22 protein-coding genes are annotated in these 25,286 nt (G+C 63.1%); 15 read left to right on the top strand and 7 right to left on the bottom strand.

All coding sequences use genetic code 11. The annotated features are described in order from the left end of the window. The first annotated feature begins 49 nt into the window (after positions 1–49). Positions 50–1,501: an MFS transporter gene (locus A9Z05_RS22070; RefSeq protein ID WP_069619936.1), complete on the top strand. Its 1,452-nt coding sequence runs from the start codon at positions 50–52 to the stop codon at positions 1,499–1,501. A gap of 53 nt (positions 1,502–1,554) precedes the next feature. Next, a complete protein-coding gene (locus tag A9Z05_RS22065; RefSeq protein ID WP_069619935.1) occupies positions 1,555–2,823 on the top strand; it encodes an ATP-grasp domain-containing protein in 1,269 nt (422 codons plus the stop codon). An 18-nt stretch (positions 2,824–2,841) separates the two neighbouring features. On the opposite strand, the gene A9Z05_RS22060 is transcribed toward A9Z05_RS22065, so the two are convergent. Then, positions 2,842–3,717: a LysR family transcriptional regulator gene (locus tag A9Z05_RS22060; protein ID WP_069619934.1), complete on the bottom strand. Its 876-nt coding sequence runs from the start codon at positions 3,715–3,717 to the stop codon at positions 2,842–2,844. Between the two features lie 164 nt (positions 3,718–3,881). On the opposite strand from A9Z05_RS22060, the gene A9Z05_RS22055 reads away from it, so the two are divergent. Together A9Z05_RS22055 and A9Z05_RS22050 are read left to right on the top strand one after the other, a co-directional pair. Next, complete coding sequence (locus A9Z05_RS22055) at positions 3,882–4,826, top strand: hypothetical protein (RefSeq protein ID WP_069619933.1); 945 nt, start codon at positions 3,882–3,884, stop codon at positions 4,824–4,826. A 37-nt stretch (positions 4,827–4,863) separates the two neighbouring features. Continuing rightward, the gene (locus A9Z05_RS22050; RefSeq protein ID WP_069619932.1) at positions 4,864–6,072 is read left to right on the top strand and encodes an acetyl-CoA carboxylase biotin carboxylase subunit family protein; all 1,209 of its coding nucleotides are present in this window, start codon (positions 4,864–4,866) and stop codon (positions 6,070–6,072) included. 38 nt (positions 6,073–6,110) lie between these two features. Here A9Z05_RS22050 and A9Z05_RS22045 read toward each other — a convergent pair whose 3' ends face one another. Further along, the gene (locus tag A9Z05_RS22045; protein ID WP_069619931.1) at positions 6,111–6,725 is read right to left on the bottom strand and encodes an NIPSNAP family protein; all 615 of its coding nucleotides are present in this window, start codon (positions 6,723–6,725) and stop codon (positions 6,111–6,113) included. A gap of 112 nt (positions 6,726–6,837) precedes the next feature. Here A9Z05_RS22045 and A9Z05_RS22040 point away from each other — a divergent pair, with 112 nt between their 5' ends. Next, the gene (locus tag A9Z05_RS22040) at positions 6,838–7,758 is read left to right on the top strand and encodes a LysR family transcriptional regulator (protein ID WP_069619930.1); all 921 of its coding nucleotides are present in this window, start codon (positions 6,838–6,840) and stop codon (positions 7,756–7,758) included. Positions 7,759–7,810: 52 nt separating this feature from the next. Here the strand turns inward: A9Z05_RS22040 and A9Z05_RS22035 are convergent, their stop codons facing one another. Further along, on the bottom strand, positions 7,811–8,914 hold the full coding sequence (locus A9Z05_RS22035) for an alpha/beta fold hydrolase (RefSeq protein WP_069619929.1): 1,104 nt from the start codon (positions 8,912–8,914) through the stop codon (positions 7,811–7,813). 255 nt (positions 8,915–9,169) lie between these two features. Here A9Z05_RS22035 and A9Z05_RS22030 point away from each other — a divergent pair, with 255 nt between their 5' ends. After that, positions 9,170–9,751, top strand: coding sequence for a TetR/AcrR family transcriptional regulator (locus A9Z05_RS22030; protein ID WP_069619928.1), 582 nt, complete (start codon positions 9,170–9,172; stop codon positions 9,749–9,751). Between the two features lie 129 nt (positions 9,752–9,880). Here A9Z05_RS22030 and A9Z05_RS22025 read toward each other — a convergent pair whose 3' ends face one another. Then, positions 9,881–10,801, bottom strand: coding sequence for a LysR family transcriptional regulator (locus A9Z05_RS22025; RefSeq protein WP_069619927.1), 921 nt, complete (start codon positions 10,799–10,801; stop codon positions 9,881–9,883). Between the two features lie 81 nt (positions 10,802–10,882). On the opposite strand from A9Z05_RS22025, the gene A9Z05_RS22020 reads away from it, so the two are divergent. The 8 genes from A9Z05_RS22020 to A9Z05_RS36370 all read left to right on the top strand — a co-directional run bounded on the left by A9Z05_RS22020 (position 10,883) and on the right by A9Z05_RS36370 (position 18,722). Then, on the top strand, positions 10,883–11,833 hold the full coding sequence (locus A9Z05_RS22020) for a ketopantoate reductase family protein (protein ID WP_069619926.1): 951 nt from the start codon (positions 10,883–10,885) through the stop codon (positions 11,831–11,833). Next, the gene (locus A9Z05_RS22015; RefSeq protein ID WP_050015379.1) at positions 11,830–12,222 is read left to right on the top strand and encodes a VOC family protein; all 393 of its coding nucleotides are present in this window, start codon (positions 11,830–11,832) and stop codon (positions 12,220–12,222) included. Before A9Z05_RS22020 ends, A9Z05_RS22015 begins: the two co-directional genes overlap by 4 nt. Positions 12,223–12,224: 2 nt before the next feature. After that, the gene (locus A9Z05_RS22010) at positions 12,225–12,683 is read left to right on the top strand and encodes a MaoC family dehydratase (protein WP_069619925.1); all 459 of its coding nucleotides are present in this window, start codon (positions 12,225–12,227) and stop codon (positions 12,681–12,683) included. Then, positions 12,683–13,903, top strand: coding sequence for a CaiB/BaiF CoA-transferase family protein (locus A9Z05_RS22005; protein ID WP_069619924.1), 1,221 nt, complete (start codon positions 12,683–12,685; stop codon positions 13,901–13,903). Before A9Z05_RS22010 ends, A9Z05_RS22005 begins: the two co-directional genes overlap by 1 nt. After that, a complete protein-coding gene (gene aroE, locus A9Z05_RS22000; RefSeq protein ID WP_069620114.1) occupies positions 13,903–14,736 on the top strand; it encodes a shikimate dehydrogenase in 834 nt (277 codons plus the stop codon). Before A9Z05_RS22005 ends, aroE begins: the two co-directional genes overlap by 1 nt. A gap of 173 nt (positions 14,737–14,909) precedes the next feature. Further along, a complete protein-coding gene (locus tag A9Z05_RS21995; RefSeq protein WP_069619923.1) occupies positions 14,910–16,142 on the top strand; it encodes an MFS transporter in 1,233 nt (410 codons plus the stop codon). A 298-nt stretch (positions 16,143–16,440) separates the two neighbouring features. Beyond that, positions 16,441–17,505 carry a TFIIB-type zinc ribbon-containing protein gene (locus A9Z05_RS36375; RefSeq protein ID WP_141723461.1) on the top strand — a complete coding sequence of 355 codons (1,065 nt, stop codon included), beginning with the start codon at positions 16,441–16,443 and terminating at the stop codon, positions 17,503–17,505. 95 nt (positions 17,506–17,600) lie between these two features. Next, a complete protein-coding gene (locus A9Z05_RS36370) occupies positions 17,601–18,722 on the top strand; it encodes a hypothetical protein (protein WP_141723460.1) in 1,122 nt (373 codons plus the stop codon). A 397-nt stretch (positions 18,723–19,119) separates the two neighbouring features. Here the strand turns inward: A9Z05_RS36370 and A9Z05_RS21985 are convergent, their stop codons facing one another. Next, positions 19,120–21,222, bottom strand: a complete 2,103-nt coding sequence (locus A9Z05_RS21985; RefSeq protein WP_069619921.1) for a DUF262 domain-containing protein — start codon at positions 21,220–21,222, stop codon at positions 19,120–19,122. A 473-nt stretch (positions 21,223–21,695) separates the two neighbouring features. On the opposite strand from A9Z05_RS21985, the gene A9Z05_RS21980 reads away from it, so the two are divergent. Then, positions 21,696–22,565, top strand: coding sequence for a TIR domain-containing protein (locus A9Z05_RS21980; protein ID WP_069619920.1), 870 nt, complete (start codon positions 21,696–21,698; stop codon positions 22,563–22,565). Between the two features lie 301 nt (positions 22,566–22,866). Here A9Z05_RS21980 and A9Z05_RS21975 read toward each other — a convergent pair whose 3' ends face one another. Together A9Z05_RS21975 and A9Z05_RS21970 are read right to left on the bottom strand one after the other, a co-directional pair. Then, complete coding sequence (locus tag A9Z05_RS21975; protein WP_069619919.1) at positions 22,867–23,769, bottom strand: NAD(P)-dependent oxidoreductase; 903 nt, start codon at positions 23,767–23,769, stop codon at positions 22,867–22,869. A 57-nt stretch (positions 23,770–23,826) separates the two neighbouring features. Next, positions 23,827–25,155 carry an MFS transporter gene (locus A9Z05_RS21970; protein ID WP_069619918.1) on the bottom strand — a complete coding sequence of 443 codons (1,329 nt, stop codon included), beginning with the start codon at positions 25,153–25,155 and terminating at the stop codon, positions 23,827–23,829. Positions 25,156–25,286: the final 131 nt, after the last annotated feature.

Here is a 25,286-nt window from a genome sequence, read left to right as displayed (position 1 = left end):
ACCTGTTGCGCCCTATGTCCCGCACGTTCCGTATGCCGCGGGAGCCGCGATGAGCGACCGTGCCCCGGCACTCGACCACGTCGCCCCGGTCGACCGCGCGCCGACCCCCGCAGCGACTCCGCCCCGCGCGTCGCTGCGCGCGATCTTCCCGACCGTCGCGGCCGCGAGCCTCGGCTTCGCGATCGTCCAGCTCGACGTGACCGTCGTCAACGTCGCGATTCCGAGCCTCGGCCACGCATTCGGATCGAGCGTCCACGGGCTGCAGTGGATCGTCGATGCGTACACGCTGTCGTTCGCCGCGCTGCTGCTGACGTCCGGCACGCTGGCCGACCGTTTCGGCAGCCGCCGGCTGTTCGCCTACGGTCTCGCGCTGTTCCTGCTCGCGTCGCTCGGCTGCGCGCTTGCGCCGTCGCTGGCCGCGCTGGTCGCCGCGCGCGTCGCCCAAGGCGTCGGCGCCGCGATGATCCTGCCCACGTCGCTCGCGCTCATCACGCATGCGTGCGCCAACGATGCTGCCGCGCGCGTAAAAGCCGTCGCGTGGTGGAGCGCGACGGGCGGCGCGATCAGCGCGGCCGGGCCGACGCTCGGCGGCCTGCTGATCGATTCGCTCGGCTGGCGCGCGATCTTCTTCATCAACCTGCCGATCTGCGCGCTCGGGCTATGGCTCACGCTGCGTCACGTGCGGGATTCGGCCGCCGCGCGCCCGCGGCTGTTCGACCCGGCCGGCCAGATCGTCGCGGTGCTCGTGCTCGGGCTGCTGACGGGCGGCATCATCCGGGCCGGTGCGCACGGAATCGGCGACCCGTATGCGGCTGCCGCGCTGATCGCGTCGGTCGTGCTCGGTGCGCTGTTCGTCGCGATCGAGCGGCGCGCGGCCGCGCCGATGTTGCAACTCGCGCTCCTCCGGATCGCCCGCGTGCCGGGCGTGCTTGCGATCGGCGCGATCACGAATGCGGCGTTCTACGGGCTGATCTTCTCGCTCAGCCTCTATTTCCAGAACGCGCGCGGCTTCACGGCGACCGAATCGGGGCTCGCGCTCGCGCCGCTCACGATCATCATGCTCGCCAACATCGCGAGCGCCCGGCTCGCGGTCCGCTACGGGTTTCGCGCGACCGTCATCGTCGGCCTCGCCGTATCGCTCGCCGGCTACGTGTGGCTGTGGCAGACCCTCGCCGCGCATACGCCGTACGCGCTGCTGGCGCCGGGGCTTGCGGCGATGGCGATCGGCGGCGGCATCGCGATTCCCGCGCTGACGTCGACGATGCTCGGCAGCGTCGAGGCCGGCCGCTCGGCCACCGCGTCCGCGATTCTCAACACCGCACGCCAGGTCGGCGCCGCGATCGGCGTCGCGGCGCTCGGCGCGCTGGTTGCCGGCCAGGGCGCGGCAATCGTGGCCGGCGCGGCGCGCGCGTTTGCGATCGCGGCCGCGCTCGTCGCGCTCTGTATCGTGCTGGCCGTGCGCTGGCCCGGCGACTCACGCGGCGACGGCACCCGGGCCTGAACACCTTGCCGCACGACATCCTTCAACCGATCCCCCATCCGAGCGAGGAATCCATGCAGCATCGCTTCATCGATACCGTCCTGATCGTCGACGGCGCGTCGACCGCCGCGTACCTGGCCCCCGCGTTTCGTGCATACGGCATCCGTTGCGTGCACGTGATCAGCGACCCCGATCTGCCGGCCATCTACCGAAACCAGTTCGTGCCGTCCGACTACATCCGGCAGGTCCAGCATCGCGGCGACATCAACGCGACGCTCGCGCAGCTGAGCGACCTGCGGATCGGCGCGGTGCTGCACGGCCTCGACGCGGCGCTCGAGCTGGCCGACACGCTGGCCGAGCGGCTCGACGTGCCATTTCGCAACCCGCTCGCGACCTCCGCCGCTCGACGCGACAAGTTCGCGATGAACGAACGCATTCGTCAGGCCGGGCTGCGCGCGCCCGCGCATTTCCACAGCACGTCGGTCGATGAAGCGCTCGCCTGGGCGCGCGCGCACGGCACGTTGCCGCTCGTCGTGAAGCCGGCGCGCAGCGCGGGCGTGGCCGGCGTGAAGATCTGCCGGACGCTCGCGCAGGTCGAGGCCGCCGCGCGCGACGTGCTCGCCACCCGTTCGCTGTACAACCAGCCGAACGACGACATCGTGATCCAGAGCTATTCCGAAGGGCAGGAATACATCGTCGATTCGGTGTCGTTCGAAGGCCGCCATCGCGTGGTCAGCCTGTGGGAAGTGCATCGCGACCGCACGCACGCGCCGCGGCTCGACAAGATGCTGGTGCTGAACCACGCCGACCCGCGCTACGCGCCGCTGCTCGACTACGCGGCCGACGTACTCGACGCGCTCGACGTGCGCTTCGGGCCGACTCATCTGGAGCTGTTCGATACGGCCGACGGCCCGACCATCGTCGAGCTGAACGCGCGGCTGCACGGCAGCCTCGACCCGCGGTTGACGAGCGCGGTCAGCGGCGAGAATCACGTGTCGGCCACCGTTGAAGCCGTGCTGCATCCGGAGCGGCTGTTCGGCGACGTCGCCACGCCGGCGGATTTTCGCGGATACTGCGGGCACGTGCTGCTGCTGTCGTCGCGCAACGGCGTGCTGCGGCAGGATTTCACGTGGCAGGCGATCCAGGCGCTACCGTCGTTCGTCGGGCTCAAGCAATGGATCAAGGTGGGCGATACGCTACGCGTGACCACCGACCTGCAGACGGCGCTCGGCACGGTCGGCCTGTACAGCCCGACGTTCGAGCGACTGCTCGAGGACTGCGCGCGCATTCGCGAAATCGAGGCCGACTTCTTCGCGGACGAACGTGCGGTCGTGCCGGCTTAGGGCCGCCGCGTGCTGGTGTCAGCGCGCGAGCAGCGCACCCGCCTGCCGGCCGAGCACCGCGCGCAACGCGTCGAGTTCGGGCAACGCAGGCGCTTCGTCGGGCGTGACGAGGTAGGTCGTCACGCTGTCGAGATCGTCGAATGCGTGCGTGCGCAGCTCCTTGCGCGCCACGTATTCGGTCGTGATCCGTTTCGGCAGGATCGCGACGCCCATTCCGGCCGCGACGCAGCCGAGGATTGCGCCGAACGTACCGAACGACGACACCGATTCGATCGCGACGCCGCGCGCCTTCAGCCAGTGCTCCGCGACCGCGCGATACGGGCAGCCGTCGTGAAACGCGAGCAAGCGCACCGTGTTGTCGGCCAGCAACTGCCGGCGCGTGACGGTCGCCGCGCTCACCAGCACCATGTCTTCCGCGAACGCGGGCTCGTAACGCAGCCCGGGCCGCACGACCGCGCGTGCGGTCAGCGCCGCGTCGATCCGGCCGCGCAGCAGCGCGTCGGCCAGATCCGGCTCGCTGCCGATCTGCACCGCGAGGCCGAGCGCCGGATCGCGCTCCTTCAGCGCGGCGGCCAGCGCCGGCAGCCGCGTGGCGGCCGTGCTTTCCATCGAACCGAGCCGGAAGCTGCGGGCAACCGGCGTTTCGCGCACCACCTGCGTTGCTTCGTCGACGAGGCGCAAGATGCGGTCGCAATACGGCATCAGCCGGCGCCCGGCATCGTTCAGCACCAGCCGCTTGCCGTGCCGGTCGAACAGCGGCGCGTCGAGCGACTCCTCGAGCTGACGCAGCCGCGCGGTGACGTTCGATTGCGTGCAGCCGAGCCGTTCGGCCGCGCGCAACGCGCTGCCTTCCTGCACGACCGCCCGGAAAGTTTCGAGCAGAGGGATGTTCATATCAGTTTCTCTTGTTACTGATTCATCTTATATCATTTTACTTCGCTCATCATCCGGATTAGCCTAGCGGGTATTCCCTGCCGGCCGCCTCTCCAAGGAATCCGCATGCCATCCGCTGCCTGCTTCGGCTTCACTCCCGTTCGCCGCCTGCCCGAGGTTCGTCCGTGCGCACAGTGATCGCCGCACTGGTGCGGCGCGGCCCGACCGTGCTGGCGTGCGGCGTCGGCCTCGGTCTGCTGGCGCCGCCGCTCGCGGATCTCGCGCGGCCGCTGATGCCCGTTACCGTGTTCCTGTTCGTGCTCGGCACGCTGCTGCGCGTGGAGCCGAGCGCCGTGCGCGCGGTCGCGCGGCGACCCGCCGTGTCGCTGCTGCTGCCCGCCGTGACGATGATCGCGTGCCCGGTCGCGCTCGGCATCGCCGCGCGGCTCGCGGGTTTGCCGTACGACTGGGTCGTCGCGCTGGTGATCGCCTACTGCGCGCCGCCGTCGAGCGGCACGTCGACGATCGCGCGTATGCTGTCGCTCGACGCCAGTGTCGCACTCGTCGCGACGCTCGCGTCGATGGTGTTCGTGCCGCTGACCGCGCCGCTGCTGACCGCCTGGTTCAGCCACGACGCGGCGGTATCGATCTCGCCGTCGAGCCTCGCGCTGCGGCTCGCGCTGCTGATCGGCAGCGCCGAGGGCGTCGCGCTGCTCGTGCGGCGCTTTGCCGGCGCGCGGCTCGCGCGCCATGCGACGCCGATCGACGCAACCGTCGTCGTCGCGCTGCTGATATTCGCACTCGGCACGATGGCCGGCATGCAGCAGTCGATCATCGACGCTCCGCACCGCGCGTTGACCGCGATCGCGCTCGCGTTCGCCGTCAACGCGGGCTTCCAGATCGTCGCGTACGGGCTCACGCCCGGCGACGTCCGCACGCGCCTGAACGTCGCGCTGATCGTCGCCAATCGCAACGTCGGGCTGATGTGGGCCGCGCTCGGGCTGGCCGCGACGCCGACCATGGCGCTCGTGTTCGCGTGTGCGCAATTGCCGATCTATACGCTGCCGCGCGTCGTCCAGCATCTGCTGCCGCGCCTCGAAGCGCAGCGGCTGCGCAGGCGCGCACGCTAGCCGGCATCCCTCTTCCGCCCTCGATCAAGGATTCATCATGAAGCGACTCATCGTGATCGGCGCACGCGCCACCGGCAGCAGCGTCGCACTGGTGCGCGCCGCCGTCGCACGCCAGGTGGCCGTGACCGTCATCACCGCGCCCGGCCATCGCATCGACGACGTGTTTCCCGACGGCGTCGAGACGGTCAATCTCGCGCCCGACGCCGGCCAGCTCGTCGAATGGCTGCGCGCGCGCTTTCCGGACGAACTCGACACGCTGCGCGTGACGACCGCGCACGACAGCTATGCGCGCACCGCCGCGTGGGTCGCCGATGCGCTCGGCCTGCCCGGCCCCGATGCGCGGCATGTCGCGCACGCGGTATCGAAGTCGAACCAGAAGGCGCTGCTCGCCGCGCACGGGATCCCGGCCGCGCAGTTCGTCGCGGGTACGCTCACCGCGCCGGCGGCGCTCGCGGCCGCCGCGGCCCCGTTGCGCTTTCCGGTCGTCGTCAAGCCGTCGGAAGGCTCCGCGAGCGACGGCGTGCGCCGCTGCGAGGACATCGCCGCCGTGCGCGCGCAGCTCGACGCGCTCGCCGCCGCGCAGGCCGATGCACTGTCGCTTGCGACCGAACGCGTCGTCATCGAGGAATTCCTGAACGGCAGCGAATACTGCGTCGAGTATTTCGACGGTCACTACGTCGGCGCGCTGCGCAAGCTGAAGCGGCATGGCGCGGGTTTTCTCGAACGCGGCTATACGTCGGAACTCGATCTCGACGCCGACACGCTGCGCGCGCTGATCGACGTCGGCACGCGTGCGACGGCCGCCGCCGGGCTCGCGTGGGGGCCCGTGCATCTCGACTGCATCGTGCATGACGGCGTGCCGCACGTGATCGAACTGAATCCGCGCATCGCGGGCAGCTTCATCTGCGACATCGTGCGCGACGGCTATGGCTTCAACGTGGTCGAAGCGTTGCTCGACAAGCTCGACGGAAAGACGGTGACGATCCCCGAGCTGTTCGAGCCGCACGCATATGCGCGCGCCGAATTCCTGCTCGACAGCGATCCCCGTGCGTGGCGTTTCGAGCAGGCGGGCGAGATCGATGATGGCGCGGTCAGGATCAGCTACGGGCCGCAGGTGCTGCCCGATCGTGAACGGCGTGCGTTTCTTTATGTGCGGGTGGCGTTGCCGACGGGGCACGATTCGGCGCGCGACGTGGGTTTGGCCGCTGAGCGCGGTGAATTGAAATCCACTACCGAGTCGGCCTGACTTCGGGGAAGCGCGGTTTGCTTGCGCCGGCGGCGCATTCAATGCAACGGCGACCACGCCTCCGGCAAGCCGATCGTCGACGTCGCCCTTTCGATCTGTTCCGGACCGCCTGCCGGCGGCCAAAGACCCTCTGCGTAGTGCCGCTTTCGCAACGCCATGCGTTCTTCCAGACTCGAGAATCCCCAGATGTGCGTGATGCGCGGCGGTCCATCGAGCGCGTACATGTTGCAAACGAGATGCGACGTATAGGCTTGGGCCGGGCCCATCGCGCGTTCCCACGCGGCAATGGTCGGCGCCACACCGCCGGCTTTCAGCCAGTAGCGGCGAATTTCATAGAAGTCGCCCAACACCGCCGGTTCGATGTCGGGGAGAAAAGGAAAAAGTGCATGGCTTTCCATCGTCAATCGAACGGACGCGCTTTCAATGCCGAAAGGTTGCTCGGCGCTCAATGCCCGATTGCGTTCATGCTGCAATTCCTCCATCGTCTCGAAGCCACGCAGCACGACGACCCGCGATAGCTCGCCAATTTCCGTGCGCCATGCGCCAAGCAGCCGCCCTAGCGCGCCGGCATCCGATACCCAGTGATGCGCACGGTGGGACACGATATTCTGGTCCAGAAGCGGACACGACAACGTCGTGAGTTCATACAGCATGTCTGCCCTCCTTTCGCTCGCCTGTCGCAATGCATTTCCACCGCAATGTATTTCCAAACCGGCGGCGGATAAACGCGCCGCACCTTGAAACAGAATCCAGTACCATTGCGCAATGGATCTCCTCAAGGCGATGGCCGTATTCGTCCGCATCGTGGAAACGGGTAGCCTGACGGCGGCCGCGCAGGCGTCCGATCTGTCGCCGACCATGGTCGGCAACTACCTTCAGGCGCTGGAAAGCCGGCTGGGCGCGGTCCTCGTTCACCGCACGACGCGCAAGCAGAAAGTCAGCGCGTTCGGCCGGGCTTACTACGAGCGATGCGTCGAAGTCCTCGGTCTGGTCGACGACACGGAACAGCTTGCACTCGATCACCTCAAGCATCCACGCGGGCGTCTGCGCGTGACGGCGCCTGTCGTGTTTACGAACGAGTGCCTGATTCCCGCGCTCGCGGACTATTACCGGCGCTACCCCGAGATCAAGCTCGATATCGTCGCAACCGACTCGCTCGCCGATCTGTTCGACGAAGGTTTCGAGGCCGCCATTCGCATCGGCGCGCTCGCCAGTCCGGATGTGGTCGCGCGTCCGCTGGCGCCATACCGGCTGGTGCTCTGTGCGTCGCCCGCTTACGTTCACGAACATGGCGCGCCGACTACGCCGCACGCGCTGCGCGAGCATCACTGCCTGACGTATGCGTATCCGCCGCGATCGGAATGGCACGCGGCGCACGCCCACTGGATGCTGGAAGGCCCGGGTGGGCCGATGAGCATCTGCGTGGACGGCCGACTGAAAATCGACAGCGCGGAAGCGTTGCGCCGGGCGACGTTGAGCGGGCTCGGTATCGCGATGCTGCCTTCGATGTTGATCCACGAGGACATTCGCGACGCGCGCCTCGTCGAGATCATGCCGGACTTCGCCGCCCCCGAGCGATCGATGAATCTGCTTTATCCGCAACAGAAGCAGAAATCACCGAAGCTTCGCAGCTTTACCGAATTCGTGGTCGACCGGTTCGGCGCCGAGACGGCCTCCCGGATGTGATACGGCTACCGCCGCCGGTCGCGAAAGACGCCCTCCTCCACCGCGCCCCGCTTCACGCCTTCGCGAAAGCGAGCAAGCGTTCGCCAAGTCTGGCCGGTTGCTCCTGCTGGATCCAGTGGCCTGCGCCGTCGATCAGCTCGATGCCACGCATTCTCGTCGTCGCCTTCGTTCTCATCAGATCGAGCGCGCCCGGCGCGGCATAAGCGCCCCAATCGCTCGTGCCGCCAATGAAGAGCGAGGGGACGTCGATCGTCTTGCCCGAAAACAGGCGCAACTCGGCGTTCAGGTCAGGATCGGACAACACACGATAAGCCTGAAGCGCGCCTTGGAACCCGGTGCGGCCGTACTCCGCCGTGTACACGCCAAGTTCCGCGTCGGTCAGCCATGTACAGCCAAGGGTTTCGCTGGCGGACGGTTGGAATGGCGCGACGGTTTCGGGCATCGTCTTGCCGAGATCCATCACGTAGTACGTGGGCATTTGCGCCAGCTCCGCGGCCGTGAGCGCCTTGAGCGGATGCGGCTTGTTGCCCGGCCAGTCGGCGCTCTTGACATGGAAAAATGCGCGAAGAAACGCGGATAAACCTTGCGGTGGGTGCCACATGTCCCGGTTGGCGTTCCGTGTACTGAGGTATTGCTGGTAATACGCCCTCGGCGGATCGAGCGCCGCAAGCGCCGCCGCCAGTTTCCGAGCGTCATCGTTCGGTCGAGCCGACGATGCCTCGCTTCGCGCCGTGTCGAACGGAAGCGCAGGCGGGCCAGGGAACGGTGCGCTCATCAACACCACCGACGGAAAGACGTCGGGTCGCGCGAGCGCACAATACGCCGCCACGGGCGAGCCGAGGTCGTGTCCTACCAGCATCGACGTCTGCCGATACCCCAATGCCGAAACCAATCCGAGCGCGTCGCGCGTCATATTCAACAGGCTGAACGGCGCGCGCGGGGCGTCATAGTCGTTCACCCAGCCGGTGGTGCGGCCAAACCCCCGCTGGTCGGGCGCCACGACGTGGTATCCCGCGTCGGCCAGGATGGGAATGAGATGCCGCCAGCCGTAGGCCAAATCCGGAAAGCCGTGCAAAAGCAACGCGAGCGGCCGGCCGGCGCTTTCATGACCGGCCTCGAGAATATGGACATCGAGGCCGTTCACCCCGGGGATCATGCGCGAACGCACCCCTTTGGGAAGCGTTCCTGCGGCGTAGGTTGGCATGGCCAGATCCCCTTCTCCTGTCGGGTTTGCGCGGGCAGGTCGAAACAAAGCCGCAATCAGTCCGGCCGCGCCCATCGCCAGAACGGTTCGTCTCGGCGCCGATGGCTTGCTCTTGTCGACGGGCATCGCGGCACTCCGGAATATGGTGATCACCATAGTATGGCGATCGCCATAGCCGGGTCAAGGCAAACGTGATACTTTTCCGGCATGACACGCAAGACTGACGCTCGCGCTCGCGCGATTGCCACGGCCGAACGGCTGTTTCGCATCCAGGGCTACACCGCGACCGGACTGACCCAGATCCTCGAAGAAAGCGGTGCGCCCAAGGGATCGTTCTACTTCCACTTTCCACGCGGCAAGGCACAACTCGCGGAAGAAGCAATCGATCAGTACGTCACGAATCGAATTGCCGTCTTGCAGAACATCTCGGCCGAAACGACCGGTCATGCGCTGGATTTCGTGCGTCGGCTCTTCAGCACGTTTGCGGCCGAAATGGTCGCTGCCGATTTCCAGTACGGGTGCCTCATGCAAAACCTGGCCAACGAACTGCCCGCGCTCGACGCCGAGCTGACCGAGCGGGTCGCGCGGGGGTTTGCCGATTCAACCGAGGTGATTGCGGCGCATTTCAGGGGATGCGGTTTTGCTTCCGCGCGCGCATCGTCGGCCGCGGCAGCGTTGGTCGCCGCGCTCGAGGGTGCACGCACGATCGCGCGCCTGGAACGCTCGCCGGCTGTATTCGACGCGCTGGCAGACGTCAGCAGCCAAAGGTGGGGGGCTTCCGAAGGGTGATCCGCCCCGATGTTGTCGTGACGAGCCGCGCCTTCCGCCCATCCCGGGGACATTGCCCGTTGTCGTGATGCCGCACCGCCCGAAAGCTACGAGACTTCCAGCCTCCCTCGCGAACGCCGAAGCCACAGATCAATGCGAATGACCGAATAGTCGAGTCACGACGCCGCGCAGCCACCGGTTGCCGGCCTCGTGGTGGTAGCGCGCGTGCCAATGCTGCCGCACCGCGAAGCCGTCGACCGGGATCGGGCATGCATGAACCGCCAGATCGCTGGCCTGGGCCAGCGTCTCGCCGATATGACGAGGTAGCGTCGTGATCAGGTCGGTCGTCTGAACGATCGCCCCCAACCCGAGAAACCCCGGCAATTCCAGCACCACGTCTCGCTCGATGCGCGCCTGCCGCAACGCCTGTTCGAGCAGTTGCGCCCCGGTTCCCGCCGTAATCGCGACATGCCCTTCCGCCCGATATTGCTTGACCCCGAGCCGGCCGCGAATCCGCGGGTGGTGCCGATTCACCAGACAAATCCAGTCCTGGTCATACAGCTTCTGCTGGTAAATGCCACCGCCCAGCCACGGCACATAGCCGATCGCGAGATCGGCTTCGCCGGATTCGAGCGCCCGCTCCGTATTGCCGTCGATCCGTGCAGCTTCCAGCCGGACGCCCGGCGCCTGCGCCCGGACATGGGCCAGTAGCCGCGGCAACAGCGTGACGTGGCTCGCATCGGTCATGCAGATGCGAAAGCGTCGCTGAGCGGTCGCGGGATCGAACGCGATCTCCCATGCAGTGAAGCGCCGCAGCGATTCGAGGATTTCCCGGCATGGCCCGATCAGCGCGTCGGCTTGCGGCGTCGGCGCCATGCCGCCCGGCGTGCGGATGAAGAGCGGATCGTGCAGGTGTTCCCGCAAGTGGCCGAGCCAGATGCTGACCGTCGGCTGGCTCTGGCCGAGTTGCTCGGCGACGCGCGTGACGCTGCGCACGTCGTACAGGAGATCGAATAACTGAAGCAGCTTCAGGTCCGGCAGATCGGCGGGCATCGTCGCATTATTGTCCATGGCAATGACGTCATTGTATCCATTGCATTGTCGGCATGAGCGACGGCTCCTATCGTGAGGCCATACGTCAAGGAGACACCATTGAAAATCGCGATTCTGGGAGCTGGCGCACTGGGCTGTGCGATCGGCGCCACCCTCACCGAAGGCGGTCACGAGACCTGGCTGATCGACCGCTCGCCCGCGCACGTCGATGCGATGCGCCGTGACGGCCTGCGGGTCGACGACGCGCGCGGCACGCGGCAGGTACGCGTGCACGCGACGACGCAGGCTGCCGAAGTCGGCGCGGCCGACCTGGTGGTGGTGCTGGTCAAGTCGTTCCACACCGACGCGGCCATCCGCGGCGCCCTGTCGCTGGTCGGGCCCGATACCGTCGTGCTGTCGCTGCAGAACGGCCTCGGCCACGAGGACATCCTGAGCGACGCCGTCGGCCGCGAGCGCGTACTCGCGGGCAAGACCTACGTCGGCGGCGTGCTGCGCGGGCCGGGTCATATCGAATCCGGCGTGATCGGCAAATACACCTACATAGGCGAACTCGACGGCCGCATCACGCCGCGCGTGCAGGCGATCGCCGCCGCGTTCGATGCGGCCGGCCTCGCGACGACGATCAGCGACAACATCGTCGGCACGATGTGGGACAAGCTGCTGGTGAATGTCGCGACGGGCGCGCTGACGGGCCTCACCGGCCTCACCTACGGGCAGCTCTACGACGAGCCGCTGTTGAAGGCGACGTCGCTCGCGGCGGTCGCCGAGGCGATCGCGGCGGCGCAGGCGGCGGGCGTGAAACTGTCGATGACCGATCCCGAACAGGCGTGGACGCTCGCCGCCGAGGGGCTGCCGGCCGCGTTCAAGACCTCGATGCTGCAAAGCCTGGAGAAAGGCTCGATCACCGAGATCGACTTCATCAACGGTTCGGTCGTGCGCTGCGGGCAGCGCTACGGCGTGCCGACCCCCGTCAACGCCACGCTCGTCGCCTGCATCAAGGGGCTGGAGCGCGCGATGGCCGATCGCCAACGCGAGGAGGCAGCCGCATGAGCGCCACGAAAGCCTATCTCGAACACGTTGCGATCTGGGTGAAGGACATCCACTGGCACATCCGTTTCTTCGAGGACGTGCTCGGCATGACGCTGCGCGAAGTGGACGGCACGCTCGACGCGCCGCGACAGTACTGGACGCTCGGCGGCCTGCAGTTCATCCACGCGCCGGAACATGACGGCCCGGAAGGCCGGCTCGCCCATCTCGGCGTGATGTGCGAAGACCTGGAGGCCGCGCTGGCCGCCGCGCAGCGATTCGACGTGACCGAGATGCCGCAAGGGCGCAACTGGATTCGCCTGCCCGACGGGCTCGCCGTCGAACTGATTCAGGCCCGGCCGGCTTCCTGCGTCGCGCAGGCGCTGGCGATCAACCCGCGCGCGGAGGCATGACCATGACGATCGTCGAGAAATACTGGGACGATGCCCGCGAAGGCGACACGTGCACGAGCCCGACCTACGTCGTGACCAAGGAGCGCATTCTCGCGTACGCCGACCTCACCGGCGACCATACGCCCGTTCACGTGGACGAGGCATACGCGAACGCGAGCCATTTCGGCTGCCTTGTCGCGCACGGGCTGTTCGGCCTGTCCGTGGCCGACGGCCTGAAGACCCAGAGCGACTACCGCTTCCTGCCGGGCATGTCGCTCGGCTGGACCTGGGATTTCCTGCTGCCGATCAAGGTCGGCGACGTGCTGCACGTGACGTTCCACGTCGGGTCGATGCGGGCCAGCAAGAGCCGCCCGGACTGGGGCATCGTCGTGCTGCCGTCGGAACTGATCAATCAGGACGGGCAGGTCGTTCAACGCGGCGAACATCGGCTGATGGTGCCGCGCCGTCCGGAGGCACCGTGATGCAGGCTCGTCCCCTCGAAGGCATTCGCGTCGTCGACTACAGCCATTTCCTCGCCGGCCCGTATGTCGGGCGCTGTCTCGCGGCGCTCGGCGCCGAAGTGATCAAGGTCGAGCGTCCCGGCGCCGGCGATGCCGGACGCCAGCACGCGACCGTGCTCGACGACCAGCAAAGCGGCTACTTCCTGCAGCTCAACATGGGCAAGCGCGGCGTGAGCGTCAACATGAAGGACCCGCGCGGCAAGGCGTTCATGCAGCGGCTGTGCGACTCCGCCGACGTCTTCATCGAGAACTATCGGCCGGGCGCGCTGGACAAGCTCGGGCTTGGCTATGAAGAACTGTCGGCGCGCAATCCGGGCCTCGTCTACTGCTCGATTTCGGCGTACGGCCATACCGGTCCCGATGCGCATCGCGCAGGCTTCGGGCTGATCGCCGAAGCCAAGAGCGGGATCATGCAGATGGTCGGTACGCCGGGCGAGCGCCCGCCGCTGCTGCGTATTTCGCTCGGCGACATGTACACCGGCATTCATGCGGTCGCGGCGATCAACGCCGCACTGCTCGGGCGCGTGAAGAGCGGTCGCGGGCAGCACGTCGACATGGCGCTGTACGACACGCTGGTGTCGATGCACGAATACGCGGTGCAGTGCTACACGCTGAAGGGCGTGCTGCCCGAGCAGACCGGGCACGACATGCCGACGTCGACACTCTATGGCGTGTTCCGCGCCGCGGACGGCGATCTCGTGATCGCCGCGCAGGTGGACGACGCGTGGAAGCGCTTCGCCGCGCTGATCGCGGCGCACGGCGGCCCGGCGGGTTTCGGCGCCGACACGCGGTTTCACGACAGCACCGGACGCAACGCGCACCGCGCGGAGATCCTGTCGGTGGTCGAGCCGTGGGTGGCCGCGCGTTCCGTCGCGTCGGTACTCGACCTGCTGGACGGCATCGACGTGCCCTGCGCGAAAGTGCAGCGCATCGACGAGGTGTTGAACGATCCGCAGATCCAGGCCCGAGGCATGGTCGTCGAGCAACAGCATCCGCGCTACGGGACGCTGCGCCTGCCCAACCTGCCGTTCCGGTTTTCCGATTGCGATACGACGATTCGCGACGTCGCGCCCGATCTCGGGCAGCACAACGCGGAAGTCGCACGTTCTCTCGGGTTCGATGCGGCCGAAATCGATGCGATGCAGGCCGACGGCGTCCTCTATTCGAAAGCGAGCCAATGATGACTGATCAATACGCGGTGATCGGCAATCCGATCGGGCATACGAAATCCCCGCTGATTCACGGCCTCTTCGCGCAAGAGACGAAGCAGGACCTCCGCTATACGGCGATCGAGGGCCCGCTCGAGCCGGCAGGCGCTTTTGCTGCCGCGGTGCGTGCGTTTTTCGACGGCGGCGGCAAGGGCATCAACGTCACCGCGCCGTTCAAGCTCGACGCGTTTGCGATGTCGGATGAACGCAGCGAGCGTGCACAACTCGCGGGCGCGGCCAACGCGCTCAAGTTCGACGGCGGTCGCATCCTGGCGGACAACTTCGACGGCATCGGACTGGTTCGCGATATCGAAGCGAACCTCCATCTGCCGATGGCCGGCAAGCGCGTGCTGGTGCTCGGTGCGGGCGGCGCGGCGCGCGGCGCGCTGTTGCCGTTCCTCGAAGCCGGCCCGGCGGAACTCGTGATCGCGAATCGCGACGTCGACAAGGCGCGCGCACTGGCCGCGCAGGTCGCCGGGCGCGGCCCGCTCGTGGCCGGCAGCTACGCGGACCTCGCGCGAATGGGACGTTTCGACCTGGTCGTCAATGCGACGTCGGCCAGTTTGACCGGCGACCTGCCGCCGGTCCCGCCGAGCGTGTTCAGCCCGACGGGAACCGCTTACGAACTCGCCTACGGCAAGCGGCTCACGCCGTTTCTCCGGCTCGCGAAAAACGCCGGCGTGCACGGGATCGCCGACGGCGTCGGCATGCTGGTCGAGCAGGCGGCCGAGGCGTTCGCATGGTGGCGCGGCGTGCGCCCCGCGACCAGTTCGGTGATCGACCGGCTGGCCGTGCCGTTTGACTGAACGCGCGATGGGGATCGGCATGCAGACGATCCCGATGCGCGATGCCATCGATCGCGACAGAGGCGGCAGGCGCGATCGGGTAGACTCGGCGCGTCCATACGAACGAGCTGCGCCGAGCAACCTTGCCTTGCCGCCGCCCTCTTCCCACGCCCGAGACCGTGCCGAACACCGTCATGCCGGACACCACGCGCCCCGCTCGCCTGAACTTCGCGCTCATGTTGCCGCTGCTGCTGGCGGCCCAGCCGGTGGCGACCGACAGTTACCTGCCGGCACTGCCTGAAATCGCCGCAACGCTGGGCTCCGCCAGCGTCAGCCTCACCGTTTTCGCATTGATATTCGGTGTCGGACAGTTGCCGATGGGCAGTCTGTCCGACCGGTTCGGCCGTCGTCCCGTCTTGCTGACCGGGCTGGCGCTCTATGCGCTGACCGCATTGGCGGCGGCGCTCGCGTCGACCGCCGCGATGCTGGTGGCCGCGCGGGCGATGCAGGGCTTTGCCATGGCCGCGATACTGGTATGCGCCCGTGCGACCGTGCGCGACCGGTATTCGGCAGGCGACGGCCCGTACGTGATGGCGCGCGGTTTCATGGGAATGGGGATGATGGCGTTCCTCGCCCCGATCGTCGGTGCGTATGTCACGCAGCATGCCGGCTGGCGATGGGTACTCGCGGGGATGAGCCTCTACGCGTTCGGCTTGCTCGCCATGTGCTGGTACGGCTTCGAGGAAAGCGCCGCTAGAATCGCGCCGCGCCGGAATTCGACCGGGGACGTGCGCGAGATATTCGGCAATGCCCCGTTCAGGGTATGGACGCTGCTGGCCGCGTCGACGTACACCGGCATGTTCTGTTTTCTTCTGCTTTCTCCAACGATTTACATCCGGCAGTTCGGCATCTCGCCGCAGCGATACGGCTGGATTCCGGCGAGCGGGACGCTCGTCTATGTGCTGAGTACCTTTGGCTGCCGGCAGTTGCTGCGACGTCAAAGCATGCTGCGAACGGTGCGCCAGGGGGCGACGTTGAGCCTCTCCGGTGCGGTGATCCAGGCTTTGGGGTGTGCGCTGCTTCCCGGCAGCATCTGGCCGCTACTTGTCGGGCATGGCGTGTATTGCCTCGGCCACGGGATTCATCAGCCGTGCGGGCAGGCTGGAGCGGTCAGCGGCTTGCCTCATCTTGCCGGCCGCGCGGTATCGTGGTCCGGCTTCATCATGATGTTCTTCGCTTTCAGCGTGGGACAGACGGCAGCGGTTTTCACCGATCCGCGCTATCTGTCGGGCGCATGGCCGATGGTGGTGCCGATGCTTGGCGTCGGCGTCACGCTGGTTACGATTGCGTTTGTGTGGTTGCCGAGAATTGGTGACGCGAATTTGGGGGTGGCAGCGGTTCCGGCGCGGGCGGTGGATGGGCGGTGAGGTGCGGCGGGCCCACGCGGCGATGCAGCAGCACCTGCTCTCTATCCGACAGGTGTAGTACGCAAACCTACGCACTCCTATGCTCGCGGCCTTTCCGATCGTCAGCTGTCGACCCGTTTCCGTCGTTCGACTTCGCGCGACCACTGCGGCAGCTTCTGACTCCAAAGCCGCCATTAATACCCCGCTGCGCATTATCGATGTCGGTTCCGTATATAAACCACTGTTAGGTCCGGTAACCCGTGGGTTTGGGCTAAACTAACCTACTCCACCTCACGCTGAATCGCCCGATTCGTGCAACATGGCCACCCAAAAAAACCAAGCCGACAAGAACACCGACTTCGAGAACCTAGTCAAAAACGGTCTCGAATTTCTTGAGAAAGCTATCTCGCAAATCGACACCGACGCGAAGCATTCAGTCATCAACTTTTACACCGCCGTTGAAATATTTCTGAAAGCTCCGCTCGTAGTCGATCATTGGTCGTTGGTAATCGCGAACCAAGACCCGGACCGGCAGAAGTATCTGTCCGGTGATTTCGTGTCTGTGGGCTTCGACGACGCCTGCAAGAGACTTGGTAGCGCTTTGGGCAAGGGGTTGCGTCAAAGCACAAGAGATGCTTTCGATAAGGTTCGGAAGCATCGAAACCGTATGGTCCACTTCTACCACAATGCGAGCAGCCCCAAAGAAAAGGAAGCTATTCGACTTGAGCAGGCGGAGGCATGGTTCGAACTGCATCGGTTTGTAACCGACTTGTTCCGAGATGAGTTCGCTCCGTTCGCTCAGGAGTTCAGCCGTATGGAACGACGGCTGTCATTAACGAAACACTATGCCAGTGTGAAATTCACCAGTCTCAGGCAGAAGATCGACGGTAAGGCGCGAGGCGGAGCTGTATTCTCTGTATGTATTCGCTGCAAGCAGCCATCGTCTGAGCGGCAAGTTATCGATGGCGCGATACCTGAGGTGCGAAGGAATTACTGTCATGTATGCCTTCGTCAAGAAACCGTGATGGCAATAAAATGCCCAAACTGCCAAGAGCCAGATCAAATCCTCGAGCAGGCTTCGGATTTTACATGCACTAAATGCGGTCACAGAGTTGACGAGGACAATATATTCGACCTGCTTGAACAGGCTATTTACGGACCAGACGATTACATGGATGCCAACACCCCAGCGAACTGTGACGAATGTCAAGGTTATCACACAGTTTGCAGCTATAACGGCAAGTACCTTTGCACGAATTGCTTCAACATATTCGATCGTTTATACAGATGTGGATATTGCAATGATCCAATGACTCAAGAGCGAGACCATAGCTACGCGTCAGGGTGTGAACACTGCGATGGCAAATACTTCGGCGACGATTGATTGCAGCTTTGCTTCCATCTATGCCAAGCCATTTGTCAACACACTGCGGGCGCCACCCGCTGGATAGTAGAGTCTCATAAAATATAGGCAAAATCATGGGCTACGCGATCTATCAATTGCCTCCTCCTGCTAATTGGGAAGTGTTTGAATCTCTTTGTAGGGATGTGTTTTCTGCCGAGTGGGGCGACCCGACAACACAGAAGCATGGGAGGACAGGTTTTCCTCAGCATGGGGTCGATGTATATGGCCGCACACAAGACGAAAGATGGTGTGGCATACAATGCAAGAAGAAAGACATCCATTCCCAACCGCAAGTCTCGGCGCAAGAGGTCAGAGATGAAGTCGCGAAAGCATTGAAGTTTAATCCGAAGCTAGCCTCCTTCATTTTTGCGACCACAACACCCAATGATCCGGGCTTGGAAGAGGTGGCGAGAAAGATAACGGAAGAGCATAGGGAGACGGGACTATTTTCCGTTCATTTTTTTGGTTGGGGAGAAATTCAAGATAAAATTCACAATCATCGCGATATACTTGCCAGGTACTATTCATCGATAATTAATTCAAATAGCCCAAACGAATATGCCTATAATTACTGGAAGGAATTTTTCGGAAGAGACTTGTTTTTTAAAGACGCATGTTATTTCCCGTTTTCCGGGCATCAAGTCAAATATAGGGAGCAATTCATCCTGCAATTGCTTTCTTTTATTTGTCAGTCCAAGACGCTCTTCGATCGAAATCGCTTTCCTGACATTGATGAAAGATTGATATCTGCCCTTGATAACTTCAATGCGGTTTCTCGTGATATTGTAGATTGCGCGACCCTTGATGCACGGCGGTATAATCCTCTTGGCGACTATTACACGCATTGGGTGGATGTTGGTCCGCTGAACTATCATGAGCAGCGTGACTATGTAGAGTACAAAAAAGATGTTTTGAAACGCTTGTTTTTTAATCTTATAAAATCCGCCAATCACATTATTGATATAGGAAACCGCATATCTGCCGGCCCCAGAGCTGTCGGAGGCTACATTTCATTTCAGGAATCCGAGCGGGACCCGTTGATGATCCCAACTTACGAGCACGATGACGTGCAGGCCGGGGTTCTCTACAAGGGGCTGGAATTTGTGAAAGGTGAATCCGCAGCCTGCTATGAAGGCCCGGTTCGGGAACAGGAGGAAGTCGTAAGGCGTTTTAGGGATGAGCAGACGGCTGACTAGCAGGCTGTCGAAATAGCTGCTGCCGTCGTCGTCGGGGCAAGCGGCAACGTACGCTCGCGGATAGAGCAACGTACAAGCGCAAATCGGCGAGGAGACGGTATTGGGTCCACCTGAATTCAGGATCCTTGGTATCAAATCGACGCGGCGTGCTTGCTGGGCCATTCTTGTACGTGGATCAGACTGTCTTTGTGCTTGTGTCCGCTCTCGGTTACGGAGTCGACCTTCGATCGTCCACCCACAATTGGGAACCAAAGACTGGATATGGCCGGATGTCGCCCAAGGAGGGCGGCTGTAGCCGACCTTGAGCGGTCCGTTAGCCTGGCGCGACATCTATGTCGGCATTCGATAACGGCCGCTCATCGACTCGAGCCTCAGGGACTTCGATGTCGTCAACAAGCTATGCAGAGGCCGTCTCTTCCTGTTTTTCGGCGGTGAGGAACAGCAGATTTTCGCGATCGTCATCCCTAAGGGAAAATCCCCATCTTTTCTCCATGAACATCAGAAGACATTGACCGCGCTCGCGGATCTGCTCCGGTCCCCAATCATCGTTTTCCGCCACCTTGATTTCCGAATGTGAACCATCGGAATAACCGTTGCGGATCTTGCCGCCCGACGCGTCGTACCTAGGCTGCTTCTTGTCGTGGAACGTATCGTTCTGAAGGGAAGCGTTAATCGACATGGAAAGCAAGAGCAGATTGCCGAGCGATCCGGCATAGCGCGTCTTTTCCTTTTGGGAAAGGTCCACGAACGCAGCTTCCCAGTCCGGCCCTGGCGTCTGTGGATATATATGCTCGATCGAGATACGGTCGCTTCCTGACTTCAGCAAGTCCTCCCAGTCCACCTTCTGTTGTCGGCTGTTGGAGCGGAGGTGCTGCTCGTATTCGTAAAGGAAGTACCGCAAACCCGACCAGCCATAATAGCCTGTACCCTCCTCGAACTTCTTGAAGAGGATGCTGTGAAACTCATCAATGCGGAGCTTGCCATCCTGATCGAAGGCGTACTTCAGCGAGTTATCCAGGTGTTGCGAGATTTCGGAGAGCGTAGTCTCGCGCCGATTCAGGTCGCGCGCAAGTTTATAGAACACACTGCTCCTGTAGTTCGAGCGCGCAGTGCCGATTCGGAACGCGATGAAGATGAAACGTTCGATCCTCCCGAAGATCCAGAGTCTGTGCGCCTCCTCTTCCACAGACTTTAACACCACCATGACTAGCGGGCGGAAATACCCCATTCCGATTCGATTCAGTCGGTCCACTGCAGTCCGCTCGGCATTCGACATGCCGACCGCGAGATGCGGATAGAACGAGTTAAACCAATGTTGAGCGGACTGGCGTAGGCTACCGACGAAGTCCCTGATGTGTTTGGGCGCAAGCTTGCTTCCGTGCGATGTAGCTGGCTTCTCCGCAGCTTCGGTCATCGCTTCATCCAGGTCGTCCACGTCAGTTTCTGGTCGCTGTTCCTCGACAGTTTCGAGTGTCACGGTTCTCTCGACCAAGTCGTGCACGTTCTGGGACGTGAAATATTCGTCTAGCAGGAAGTGAGCGTAGTCGCGGCCAGTATCGCGTGAATACTTGAAGTAGCTGATCCAGTGGGCGCGAAGGAAGTCGTCGTCGTTCAGCGGACGGGTCTTGTTGCGGCCGAGCTGGTAATACACCTCTTTCCACGCGTCGTTGATGTCGTCGCGAAGCGCCTTTTTTCCTGCCGCATCAACCTGCTCGTCCCCGTACAAAGTCGTGAGATAAATGAGCCGATTCTTCAGCAGTTCGAGGTCGGAAAGCTTTTTTCCACGATTGTTCATCGTCTCGAAAGCCACGAATACGTCGAACTCGTCGTCGATAGCATACTCATTGACGAGGAGGCGCTTGGTGAGCCTCTTGAACAGATCGGCCAAACCCTGGTGGCCATTGATTCGATGGAATTCGGCAATCTGCGCGGAAAAGTATTTGCTCGCGTTATCGAGATTCAACGTATAGAACGTTTCCTGCACTTGCTTCCCGTCAGGTTCGCCCAAGATGCGAAAGCGAAGGAATTCCTCACTCGGATTGTCCTCGGTGTAACCGAAAAGGTACGTCCGGAATCCACCTTTCGGGTTCATTCTAAAAAGGTAGCGTTCCTCGACGTCTGCAAGCGTCATGCTATCGGTGACGTAGATTTCCTTCACCGGCATTCCCTGATGTTGGGAAAGCGTGCGGAAAAAATTCACGAAGGCTTGAATAAAGATCACGAAGGTCGTTAAGCGCTGCTGACCGTCAACGACGTGATATAGGCAATAGGAATGGTCATCAACGAGCCAGTGCTCTTTCGAATCCTCACGGATCAAAGAGCCAGGGACCTCCGTCAGCGTCACAACACCCGTGTAGTGGGACCGGCTCGCGTTGAGGTTGACCAGATCTTCCCAGAATGCTCTCAACTGCTCGTGCCGCCACGCATAGCCTCGTTGAAAATCGGGGATGCGGAATATTTTCTGAGTGAACAGGCGTTCCAGCGAGATGGGCTTTTCCATTGTCCTTGTGTTGCTTGAGTTTTTCTGATCCGCAATCATCCGAGCCGGGGAGCGTGCTCGACCGATCAGATGACGTCGTTGCGTCGATACGCTGTGAACCTGCGGCGAATCACTTGTTTACGACATCGCCGCGCAAAACTTGAAGTGCAACGGCTAGCCGCAGTCTCAACTTTTGAGGGAGCCAAAATCGATTGGCCGGTCAAATGGCGAGCCGTCCACTGACCGACCTACGATGCATGCGGGCGTCCGTTCCTGGCCGACTAGGAGCGCACTCGAACTCAACCATATTAGAATACTAACGTGGGGTTCTGTCGTTAAGCATCTGCCGCATGTCGCAGAACCGCTGATTTTGCCTGCCGCAGTTCGTTAGTGCCGCCTTGTTTCCGCTGTGTGACGTAGTCGCACACAGATCCCACGGCACATAGCATCTCTATAACAACGGTTAGCGTAACCCTATCGGATCGGACGCACGCATGTATAACTTGCTCGTAACAGGGAACAACGAAGGTTGGAGCGGCGAGCCTTGGCTCATTGAAACCAGCAGATGCGTCAGGGAATACACCGACACCGAAATCACGAAGCGATTCGGTGAGCTTGATGCTACTGCGGTCAACGAGCTTCAACGCTTGCCGTGTATTTTCGCTTACGAGGCGTCTTGGAAACAGGCCCCAAAGTTTGGGGTTATTCGCAACATCACGCGGCGCCAAGACCAAGTACGCATCGAGTACGAAATAAGGGACGTCAACCCATTCCTGTCAGCGGATGACCTACAGTCGCTGGCCTTCGACTTGGACATTTCCAAGTGGGAGTTGAACAGGTCCCATTGGGCGGTAAAGAACGTCAATCTGGCTAAGGAGCTTAGGAGCCGCAGAATCAACCTGCCTGCGTGGGCTCGTGATGTTACCAAGGCCGTGGATATTTCAACTCACGCGTTCGATGTGGCGCTATCGTTCCCTGGCGAAGCCCGGCCCGTGGTTGAACAGATCGCCCAAGAGTTGGAGCGGCTGATTGGCCCGAATTCATACTTCTACGATAACAACTATGTGTCCCAGCTTGCACGGCCGTCGCTTGATACCCTGCTTCAGGACATTTACAGAAACCGCTCTAAACTGATCGTGGTTTTCATCGGCGGTGACTATCAGTTGAAAGATTGGTGTGGCATAGAGTTTCGAGCGATCAAAGAAATCATCATGGAACGCGACCACAAGAAGATCATGTTCGTAAAGATGGACGATGGCTCAGTCGACGGTGTCTTCAAAACAGACGGATACGTAGATAGCCAAAGGTTCGGTCCGCAGGAAATCGCTCACTTTATTCAAGAACGGGTTGAGCTATTGCTGTAGCGAACAGCGCACAGACATCGGCCGACCCGACTAACATCATTCGCACATGAAGGCCCGTTGTCTGGGCGAAGGCGACATTCAAATGTCCGGGCAACGGCTTGCATGAACGGCCGTTCTTGGCCGGTCACCCCGCCCCACCGCCCTGCACCGCTCGACCGACAACTTCGGACCGCGGCTATGCAGTTCGGCATCCAGCCGTGTGACTGGGCAGTCGATTTCGGCAGACGGCGGGCTCATCATACGCTGAGCGCGCTGCCCCTCTCGACCTCGATCCTGCCCCGCACGCACCGCCGCTCGCCCCTCAACGCAACGTACCCTCGTCCCGCCTGGCGGCCGCCACCAGCACATCCGACAATTTCAACACCGGACAATGCGCCCCCCCGCCCGCAACGGCATCGCGGTACGTCTCCGTAACAGCCGCCGCGATCGCATGCGCCGCGTCGACGCCTTCCGCCATCGCCGAGTAGTACGACAGGTCCTTGAGCGCGTTCGCCATATGGAACGGCAGCGCGGACGTGTCGCCGGTCTCCAGGAACGGACGCATCCGGTTCAGCGCGGCGCCGCCGCCACCGCCGTTGGCGAGCACGTCGGCGAGCATCGCGACATCGACGCCCGAGCGCTTCGCACACGCAACGGCTTCCGACAGCAACGCGATGGTCCCGAGCGAAACATAGTTGTGCAGCAGCTTCATGCTGTGGCCGGCCCCGACATCGCCGACGTGCGTGATGTTTTCCGCGAAGCACGCGAGCACCGGCCTGATCTCCGCGAACAACCCGGGCGTCGCGCCGACCAGCAGGTTCAGCCGGCCCTCGTGCGCCTCCCTGGCGCCGCGCGTCATCGGCGCATCGACGAAGCGCCCGCCTGCCGCTTCGACGAGCCGCGCCATTCTGACCGTCGACTCCGGAACGGCGGTCGAACAATCGACGACGATCGCGTTGTCCTTCAACCCGGCCAACACGCCGTCTTCACCGGTGAGCACCGCCTCCACTTCGGGCGAACCCGTCACGCAGAGGATGACGACGTCCACTTGCGCGGCCAGTTCGCGCGCGGTCCGCACGGTCCGCACGCCGCCGCGCAGCAGTTCGTCGAGCGGCTGGTTGCCCGGATGCTCGACGACCGTGAGCGGATAACCGTGCTTCAGCACGTTGCGTGCAATACCATGCCCCATCAAACCCACGCCGATCAGGCCAATCTGCTGTTTCATTTCATTCCCGTCAAAAGATGGCGCCACGGCGCAGCACCGCGGCGAAATGGATTGCCGTTACCGCTCGACCAGCCGCGCCGGCAGCAGCATCGTGAGCACGATGCCCAGCAACAGGCACCCGACCATCACGAACAGCGGCGCGGCGAGACCGCCCGACATCTGCTTCAGGTAGCCGACCGCATAGGGCCCAAAGAAGCCGCCGAGGTTCCCGAACGAGCTGATCACCGCGATGCCCATCGATACCGACGCGGTGCCGAGCGCCGCGGTCGGCATGCTCCAGAACAGCGGCGGAAACGAGATGAGCCCCGCGTTCGCGATGCAGAGGGCGAACATGCCGAGCCACAGCTGATCGTGCCAGACGACCGACAGCCCGAGCCCGGTCGCGCCCATCAGCAAAAGCGCGGCGACGTGCAGCCGCCGCGCGCCGCGCCGGTCCGCGCTGCGTCCGAACAGGACCATCACGACCACGGCCACCGCGTTCGGCAGCGCGGCGAGCAAGCCGATGACGAAATCGCTGCCGATGCCCATCTGCTTGATCATCGTCGGCGCCCAGAATGTATAGCCGTAAATCGCGAACACGTCGAGAAAGTAGATCACGCAGAACGCCCACACGAGCCAGCTCGAGAACAGACCGCGGTGATCGGTCGACTCGGTCGTCGCACGATCTTCCGCCAGCACGCGCGCGAGGACGGCGCGATCCGCGGGCGAGAAGCGCTCGCTGCGCGTGACGTCGTCGTCGAGCCCCTTCCATACGTAGAAAGCGGCCAGGAATGCCGGCAGCGCCTCGAGGATGAAGATCCATTTCCAGCCCGGTATCTGCATCGCCCCATCGAAATACTGAAGAATGAAGCCGGTCAACGGCGATCCGATCAACCCGGCCAGCGCGAGCGCCGCATAAAACATCGACAGGATCCGCGCGCGCCGCCGCCCCGGGAACGAACGGGCCATGTAGAGCACGATGGCCGGAATGAAGCCGGCCTCGGCGACGCCGAGCAGAAAGCGCATCACGTAGAACTGCATCGGCGTGGACACGAACGCCGTCAATCCCGACACGACGCCCCACGACACGACGATCCGCGTGATCCAGCGGCGCGGCCCGACGCGCACCAGCAGCATGTTGCTCGGCACCTCGAAGATCACGTAACCGAGAAAGAATATCCCCGCACCGAAGCCGAACACCGCGTCGGAAAAGCCCAGATGCTGGCTCATCTGCAGTTTGGCGAAGCTGACGTTCACGCGATCGATGTACGACGTGACGTACGCGAACATCAGGATCGGAAGGATTTGCACGGCGAGCCGACGAAAGATCCGGTCCTCCTGGGCGAGGTCGTGCGCCGATGCCGGGGCGGCGAGCTCGCCCGGGTTGCAGGTCGCGTCGATTTCCACGTTTGTCTCCGAAAGTTCATGGATGCCCCCGCGTGCATGCTTGCGTCGTCACGCGTGCAGTCGCTGTCGATATAGGTGTGTGCGACAGGGGACGGTTCGAATCTACCCGGCTGCCCCGCCCACCCGATATG

The organism is Burkholderia sp. A2 (genome assembly GCF_001729305.1).
GTDB classification, from domain to species: Bacteria; Pseudomonadota; Gammaproteobacteria; order Burkholderiales; family Burkholderiaceae; genus Burkholderia; species Burkholderia sola.
This window is presented reverse-complemented; position numbering and strand designations above follow the sequence as displayed.

Excerpts from the sequence above, each read along its gene's own strand:
- A9Z05_RS22070 (WP_069619936.1), top strand. The coding sequence starts at position 50 with ATGAGCGACCGTGCCCCGGCACTCGACCACGTCGCCCCGGTCGACCGC.
- A9Z05_RS22065 (WP_069619935.1), top strand. The coding sequence starts at position 1,555 with ATGCAGCATCGCTTCATCGATACCGTCCTGATCGTCGACGGCGCGTCG.
- A9Z05_RS22060 (WP_069619934.1), bottom strand. The coding sequence starts at position 3,717 with ATGAACATCCCTCTGCTCGAAACTTTCCGGGCGGTCGTGCAGGAAGGC.
- A9Z05_RS22050 (WP_069619932.1), top strand. The coding sequence starts at position 4,864 with ATGAAGCGACTCATCGTGATCGGCGCACGCGCCACCGGCAGCAGCGTC.
- A9Z05_RS22045 (WP_069619931.1), bottom strand. The coding sequence starts at position 6,725 with ATGCTGTATGAACTCACGACGTTGTCGTGTCCGCTTCTGGACCAGAAT.
- A9Z05_RS22040 (WP_069619930.1), top strand. The coding sequence starts at position 6,838 with ATGGATCTCCTCAAGGCGATGGCCGTATTCGTCCGCATCGTGGAAACG.
- A9Z05_RS22035 (WP_069619929.1), bottom strand. The coding sequence starts at position 8,914 with ATGATCCCCGGGGTGAACGGCCTCGATGTCCATATTCTCGAGGCCGGT.
- A9Z05_RS22030 (WP_069619928.1), top strand. The coding sequence starts at position 9,170 with ATGACACGCAAGACTGACGCTCGCGCTCGCGCGATTGCCACGGCCGAA.
- A9Z05_RS22025 (WP_069619927.1), bottom strand. The coding sequence starts at position 10,801 with ATGGACAATAATGCGACGATGCCCGCCGATCTGCCGGACCTGAAGCTG.
- A9Z05_RS22015 (WP_050015379.1), top strand. The coding sequence starts at position 11,830 with ATGAGCGCCACGAAAGCCTATCTCGAACACGTTGCGATCTGGGTGAAG.
- A9Z05_RS22010 (WP_069619925.1), top strand. The coding sequence starts at position 12,225 with ATGACGATCGTCGAGAAATACTGGGACGATGCCCGCGAAGGCGACACG.
- A9Z05_RS22005 (WP_069619924.1), top strand. The coding sequence starts at position 12,683 with ATGCAGGCTCGTCCCCTCGAAGGCATTCGCGTCGTCGACTACAGCCAT.
- aroE (WP_069620114.1), top strand. The coding sequence starts at position 13,903 with ATGACTGATCAATACGCGGTGATCGGCAATCCGATCGGGCATACGAAA.
- A9Z05_RS21995 (WP_069619923.1), top strand. The coding sequence starts at position 14,910 with ATGCCGGACACCACGCGCCCCGCTCGCCTGAACTTCGCGCTCATGTTG.
- A9Z05_RS36375 (WP_141723461.1), top strand. The coding sequence starts at position 16,441 with ATGGCCACCCAAAAAAACCAAGCCGACAAGAACACCGACTTCGAGAAC.
- A9Z05_RS36370 (WP_141723460.1), top strand. The coding sequence starts at position 17,601 with ATGGGCTACGCGATCTATCAATTGCCTCCTCCTGCTAATTGGGAAGTG.
- A9Z05_RS21985 (WP_069619921.1), bottom strand. The coding sequence starts at position 21,222 with ATGGAAAAGCCCATCTCGCTGGAACGCCTGTTCACTCAGAAAATATTC.
- A9Z05_RS21980 (WP_069619920.1), top strand. The coding sequence starts at position 21,696 with ATGTATAACTTGCTCGTAACAGGGAACAACGAAGGTTGGAGCGGCGAG.
- A9Z05_RS21975 (WP_069619919.1), bottom strand. The coding sequence starts at position 23,769 with ATGAAACAGCAGATTGGCCTGATCGGCGTGGGTTTGATGGGGCATGGT.